General features: G+C 67.8%; 5 protein-coding genes. 1 reads left to right on the top strand and 4 read right to left on the bottom strand.

The annotated features are described in order from the left end of the window. The coding region (locus GGD82_RS17465; RefSeq protein ID WP_221240821.1) for a transposase at positions 1 to 570 on the top strand (570 nt) is incomplete at its 5' end. A 107-nt stretch (positions 571 to 677) separates the two neighbouring features. On the opposite strand, the gene GGD82_RS17460 is transcribed toward GGD82_RS17465, so the two are convergent. Genes GGD82_RS17460 through GGD82_RS17445 form a run of 4 tightly spaced genes read right to left on the bottom strand, consistent with a single transcriptional unit; the run spans position 678 to position 6,455 of the window. Then, positions 678 to 2,468 carry an ABC transporter ATP-binding protein gene (locus GGD82_RS17460; RefSeq protein ID WP_150063599.1) on the bottom strand — a complete coding sequence of 597 codons (1,791 nt, stop codon included), beginning with the start codon at positions 2,466 to 2,468 and terminating at the stop codon, positions 678 to 680. Beyond that, on the bottom strand, positions 2,465 to 4,339 hold the full coding sequence (locus tag GGD82_RS17455; RefSeq protein WP_150063600.1) for an ABC transporter ATP-binding protein: 1,875 nt from the start codon (positions 4,337 to 4,339) through the stop codon (positions 2,465 to 2,467). Before GGD82_RS17455 ends, GGD82_RS17460 begins: the two co-directional genes overlap by 4 nt. A 12-nt stretch (positions 4,340 to 4,351) precedes the next feature. Further along, positions 4,352 to 5,641: an MFS transporter gene (locus GGD82_RS17450; protein ID WP_246163983.1), complete on the bottom strand. Its 1,290-nt coding sequence runs from the start codon at positions 5,639 to 5,641 to the stop codon at positions 4,352 to 4,354. Continuing rightward, positions 5,634 to 6,455 carry a class I SAM-dependent methyltransferase gene (locus GGD82_RS17445; RefSeq protein ID WP_150063601.1) on the bottom strand — a complete coding sequence of 274 codons (822 nt, stop codon included), beginning with the start codon at positions 6,453 to 6,455 and terminating at the stop codon, positions 5,634 to 5,636. Before GGD82_RS17445 ends, GGD82_RS17450 begins: the two co-directional genes overlap by 8 nt. Positions 6,456 to 6,463: the final 8 nt, after the last annotated feature.

Below are 6,463 nucleotides of genomic sequence, written 5' to 3'. Positions count from 1 at the left end.
GGACATGGAGCCTCCCGCTTAATCCAAGGGAGTCCCCTACAGAATCCATTTCAAGCCCGACCGCTACCCCGATTTCTCAAATGCGATTCCCCTGCCGTTCTTCCGCACACCCCCGTTCTCGCGCAGGACGCACAATCCGCCGCCGACGGTGTCATGGTGCTGGAGCCGGTCACCGTGACAGCCCGCAAACGTGGGGAAGACGAACAGGACGTCCCCGGCAGCCTGCCCGTCCGGTTTGAACTCGGCCCGGGGCAGGAATACGAATTGGCCCCGGCGTGCGATCTGATCCGCAGCTTGCCCGCCCAAAAAGTCTTGGCCGACAGGGCCTACGATGCAGACCGTTTGATCAATCAGATCGAAGACCAGGGTGCCGAGGCCGTCATTCTCTCGCGACGACATCGTAAAAAGCAGAGCGAAACCAACTGGCTTTCCTACAAAGAACGCTGGGCCATTGAAGGCTTTTTCGCCAAGCTTAAGCAATGGCGGCGCACCGCCACACGATACGACAAGATCGCGGCCAATTTTCTCGGCTTCGTGACGCTGGCCGCGATCATGATCTGGCTTAAATAGTTAATTCGTTACTACAGCCTAGCCTGTTACGATCAAAGGAAAGAAAAACCAGGCTTGGCGGGTGCTGCTGTCCCCACGTCCGGCGACAAGGGTGCGGCACCGCCCGATCAGACGTCGGCGGGAACCGGGGCCGCGTGCCACGCCTTGGACCGCAGCTGAGCGGTCCACAGGGCGGCGTAGCGACCGCCGGCCTCCAGGAGAGATCGGTGGTCGGCCATTTCCACCAGCCGGCCGTCGTCGAACACCAGGATGCGGTCGGCGCCGACAACCGTGGACAAGCGGTGGGCGATCACGAGGACCGTGCGCTCGCGCACCAGGGCGTCGATCGCCTTTTGCACGGCACGTTCGCTCTCGGTATCTAACGCCGCCGTGGGCTCATCCAGAATGACGATGGGGGCGTCCTTGAGGATGGCGCGGGCGATGCTGATGCGCTGGCGTTCCCCGCCCGACAGGCTGCCGCCGATATCACCGACCCGGGTTGCGTACCCGTCGGGCAGGCGGCGGATGAAGTCGTGGCAGTTTGCGGCCTGCGCCGCCGCCACGACCGCCGCGTCATCGGCGTCCGGCCGGCCCATGCGGATGTTCTCCAGGATGGTGTCGTCGAACAGGTAGACGTCCTGGAACACCACCGACAGCCGCGCGGCCAGGGCGTCCGACGACAGCGACCGGATGTCGGCCCCACCGATGCGCACCGTGCCCGCCCGGGGGTCGGCAAAGCGCATGATCAAGCGCGTCACCGTGGTCTTGCCGGACCCGGACGGTCCCACCAGGGCGGTCAGCGACCGCGCGGGCAGGTGGAACGACACGTCTTTCAGGGCCGGTGCGTTCTCGCCCTCATACGCAAACGTCACGCCGTCGAACGCGATGTCGTGATCCGACGGCGGTTGCGCGGGCGCGGTGACCGGCAAAGGGGCCACCGCAAGGACCTGATCCATGCGCTGCAGGGCAACCTCCATCAGGTCGAACACCTTGGTCAGTTCCGAGAACAGGGCCAGGGGCTCGCTGAATCGCATGACGATCACCAGCATCGCGGCAAAGGCGGCCAGCGACAGGGTCCCCTGCGTAACCCAGGTGCCCCCCAAGGCCAACACCACCAGCAGGCCAATCTCCACCAGCCCGGCCATCAGCAGCGCCGGCCATAACCCGGCCATCAGCGCCTTCGCCTGCACCTCCCGCAGATGGGCCAGCGACTCCTGCAGCCGCTGCGCCTTGGCGCCCGTCTGCCCAAGCGTGCGCAGCACCGCGAGGCCCTGCGTGTACTCGACGATATCCGATTCCGTGCGGCCATGCGCCTCCGCAACGTCCCGCCGCTCCTGGCCCGACGCGCGCCGCTGCCAGCGGTAGATGGGCACCGCCATGGGCACGATCACGGCCATGGCCAGGGCCATGCGTGCGTCGATGGCCAGGGTGACGGCAATGACGACCAGCGGCACCACCAGCATGCGGATGATCACGTGCGACAGGGTGCCCATGGGCGCGACGGCTTCGTCGATGCTGCCGCCGAGCACGGCGCCCAGATCGCCGGTCCGCCACCGCGCCAGGGCTTGCATGGGCATCTGGCGCAACTGCCGTCCCAACCGCCGCCGCAGGTCATGCGTCACGTCGGCGATGGCGCCGCCGTACTCGAACCCATGTCCAAGCCACCCGAGGATCAGATCGGCGACCGTGGCCGCCACCATGACACCCAGCCAGATCCAGGCCTGCGTCAGGTCCGCCGGCTCGGCCAGCAGCGCGCGCAGCAGCGGAAAGAAACAGGCGAAGGCCAGCCCCTGCGCCACGGCGCCCAAGGCGAACAGGGCGAGCATCCGACGCACGGCTGGGGCCTCGGACCCGGCGGCCATGAGCATACGACGATAGGTTTCCCGAAGCGTCGGGATGGTGTGTGTGGCGTGGCTCATGGGGTGTCTCCGGGGGCGGTTTCGCTGGCGTCGGATCGCAGAATCCAGCCCTGGGCGGCTTCGTGGGTGCGCCACAAGCGGGCGTACACACCGTCCGACGCGACGAGAGCGTCGTGGGTGCCGCGCTCCGCCATCCGGCCCTGGTCGAGCACGACGATCTGGTCGGCGTCGCGGATGGTGGACAGGCGATGCGCGATGACGATGACCGTCTTGCCCCGCATCAGGTTGGCCAGGGCGGCGACGATCAGGGCTTCGTTTTCGGGGTCGGCGAAGGCCGTCGCCTCGTCCAGCACCAGGATGGGCGCATCGCGCAGGATGGCGCGGGCGATGGTGATGCGCTGGCGCTGACCGCCCGACAGGCGCGTGCCGCGATCGCCGGCGATGGTGTCGTAGCCTTGCGGCAGCGCGGTGATGAAGTCATGGGCCTGGGCGGCGCGGGCCGCCGCCTCCACCTCGGCGTCCGTCGCGTCGGGACGGGCCATGCGGATGTTGCTGGCGATGCTGTCGTGGAACAGAAAGGTATCCTGGAACACAAAGGACACGTGGTGCATCAGCACCTCCGGGCTGCACGCGCGCACATCCACCCCGCCGATGCGCACGGCGCCACCGGCCACGTCCCAGAAGCGCGGGATCAAGCGCGCAACGGTGCTCTTGCCCGCGCCGGAGGGGCCGACCAGGGCGGTCACGGTTCCCGGCGGGACGATGAAACTGAGGTCGTCGAGGGCAACGTCGGTCCGGTCCGGATAGCGGAAGCGCACGGCCTCGAACTCCACCGAGGCATCGCCCGGTGCCGCCGGCTGGGTGGGCGTCGGCAGGACCGGCACGTCCATGACATCCTGCACGCGCATGGCGCCGGCCCGCGCCCTGTGCAAAAACTCGTTCATCCACATCAGGGGCATGAGCGCATCGGCAATGCCCGTGCTCAGCATCAGGACCGCCACCAGGGCGGGAAACCCGATCAGGCCCTGCCCATGCAGCACGATCCCGGCGGCCGACACCGCCAACAGGGTGGGCATCGGGCTCAGCACCGCCAGCGTGATGCGGGCGGCCGTGCCGGTGGCCTGCACCCAGGTCTTGAAAATACCCCGGAACGTCAGCAGCGCCGTGTTGTAGCGTCGGAACGAGGCGCTTCCGCCGTCGAACATGCGCACCACCGCCATGGCCTGCACGAATTCGATCACGGCGGCCTGGATCGCCTCGCGGGCCCGGTCGTAACGCTGGCGAAGCACGGCGTAGTCCCGCATGGCCAGCCGCATCGCCGCCATGCCGGCGATGAACACGCCCAACGCCACCAGGGCCAGCCACCAGTCGATCAGAAACAGAAGCACCAGGGTGACAACCGGCGCGGCCACGTTGCGGCCGAACAGCGGCGTCGAATCCGCGACAAAGGCATGCAGGCTTTTGACATCATCCTGGAGCGTTTTGGTCAGCGCGCCGGTGCCGGCGGTGATCACGTAGCCCAGCGGCACCTGCGCCAAATGGGCGGCCAAGTCGGTGCGCAAGCGCTGCTCCAGACGGAAGGCCCCAAGGTGCGAGACCACGAACGACAGAACCCGCAACACCAGACTGGCCACGATCAGGCCGCCGGCCAGGAGCCCGAACCCCCACACATCCAAGGGGCCCAGTAAGGGCAGGGTAAGGGCACCGCTCCGCAGGCATTCCAGCACCCCGGCCAACGCGGCGACCCCCACGATGGCGCAGACCATGCCCAGCCCGGCCATCGCCATGGCCAGCCAGATGGCACCCCGCACCGGGTCGATGATCCCCCACAGACCCCGCCGGAGCGCCTTCGGCGCGGCCGGAGCGGACGCCGCCGCCGCCGCCGCCGCGGTCTTCCTCTCGGCAACGGATGCCGAGGACCCCATGTCCATTCCAGACACTCCCTACTCGCTGGGAACCGCCAGCGGCGCCGACAGGTCCGGCTCCGCCCGGGCCGTTCCCGGATCCTGATACAGAAGAGACGCCCCTACGGCGGCCAGAGATGCCATGGCCACGGCCAGCATGACGACGCCCGGATAGCCGAGCACGGCGGCAAGTTGGAACGCCAGGGCTCCGCCGACGGTCGCCACCAAGGTGTAGACGGTGTACTGCGCGGTGAAGTCCGTCGCGGCATGCTCCGGCGTCGCCCGGTCCATCATCATGGTACACAGGACGGTGGCGACCGGGCTGTAGGTCACGAACAGCAGGCACAGCGGGCCGACCACCGCCCAGGACCCACTCGCCCCCGTCGCCGGCAGCAGGAAGGCGGCCAACGCGATCACCTGGGCCACACCCACGGCGACCAGCATCCGGCGCCGACCGACCCTTCGCACCAGCATCCCCGCCGCCAGCGCGGACGCCACGCCGATCAGCGATCCGACCACGTTCATGACGAACCCGACGTGTTCCATGGACCATCCGGCGTCCACCAGCATGGGCGTGGCCAGGTAGTAGACGAGCCCGATGCCCAGGGGATAGACGGACAGCAACACCAGCCAACGACCCCCGCCGGGTTGACGCCAGACCAGCACCAGACGGCGCATCTGGGTCCGCAGCGCGCCGACCTGATCCCGGCCGTCCGCCAGAACCGGCTCCCGGAACCGGAGGAGTTGGACCAGGGGCACGGCCACGCCCAGCGCCAGCACCAGCATGGCGCCGGACCAGCCAATGGTCGGGTACAGCATCAGCACGACGCCACCACCCAGCATGTTGCCCAGCAGGCCGCCCGCGATCTGAAGGCCGTTGCCGACGCCCCGCTGATCCCGGGACAGCAGGCGACAGGCGAGACCATCGGCGGCGATATCCTGTGTGGCACACAGGACGGCCAACAGAAGGCAGAGGCCGAACACGACCTCGAAATCCGCGACCACGTCGAACCGGCCAATGGCCAACACGGTCAGGACGATCCCGCCCTGCATGAGGATCAGCCAGCCGCGATAGTGACCCAGCCGGCCGAACCGGATGCGGTCCACCAGCGGGGCCCACAGCACCTTCACCACCCACACCAATCCCAGCAGCGAAATGATGCTCAGGGATTCCAGCGGGGCTCTCTCCCGCCGCAGGATCGCCACCAGGGCGATGAAAAAGAAACCCAGGGCCAGAAACTGCGTGATGTACAGGCTTCCCAGCAACGCCCAGCGCGCCGGCGTCATGGGACCGCCGACGGTCCCCGCGCGTGCTGTCGGTTCACGCATCACGCGCCCCGAACCGGATGCGGGCGATGCCGGGCGCGTAACGCCAGAAGATCGGCGCGACCGTCCACGCACCATAGAAATACTTGAAGAACCCACGCGGCCAGCGGAACGGCAGACGCCGGTATTCCGCCAGATCGGGCACCCAGGCCTCCAGCGCCGGTCGGATCTCGTCGATGTTGATGCCCCACGGCATGCGTGGCGCGCGGTAGTGGGGCGTCTTCATCAAGCCGCGCAGGGTCTTTTCGGAAAACCAGCGCGGAATATGATCGAACGCGAACCACGCACCCGGAAAGCGCTTGGCCATGTCGCCCAGCAGCACCGCCACGTCGTCCGGCTCGAAGTACATCAACAGGCCCTGGGCGGTGATGTAGACGGGACGGTCCGTGGGCACGGCATCGAACCAGCCCCGGTCCATGATACTCAGCGGGACGTGCCGGTGCTGCGCGTCCGGCGTGATGAAGCGTTCACGCACGGCGATCGCCTCGGGCACGTCCACCGTGATCCACAGCGCTTTGTCGCCGGCCACGCGGAACCGCTGGGTCTCCAGCCCCTCGCCCAGATTGACGATGACCCCGTCGGGATGGGCGGCCAGGAAGGCGGTCAGTTCGCTGTCGAACACGGCGGAGCGCACCCCGTGCGAGGCATCGGCGGGACCGAACGAGCGCACAAAGTCGTAGTTCAGGCTGCGGTAGATGCGCAGCGCCACCTCGTCCCGCAGGACGCCATCGGGACGCGCCGCTTCCGAGGCCCGGTTGTGCAGGGTCCACAGCATGGTTTCGGGAACATCGGTCAGGGAGACCGCGATTGTCGTCATGGGATGTT

The organism is Roseospira marina (assembly GCF_014197855.1).
GTDB lineage: Bacteria > Pseudomonadota > Alphaproteobacteria > Rhodospirillales > Rhodospirillaceae > Rhodospira > Rhodospira marina.
The sequence above is the reverse complement of the archived record's forward strand: the minus strand, read 5'-3'. Positions and strand labels throughout refer to the sequence as shown.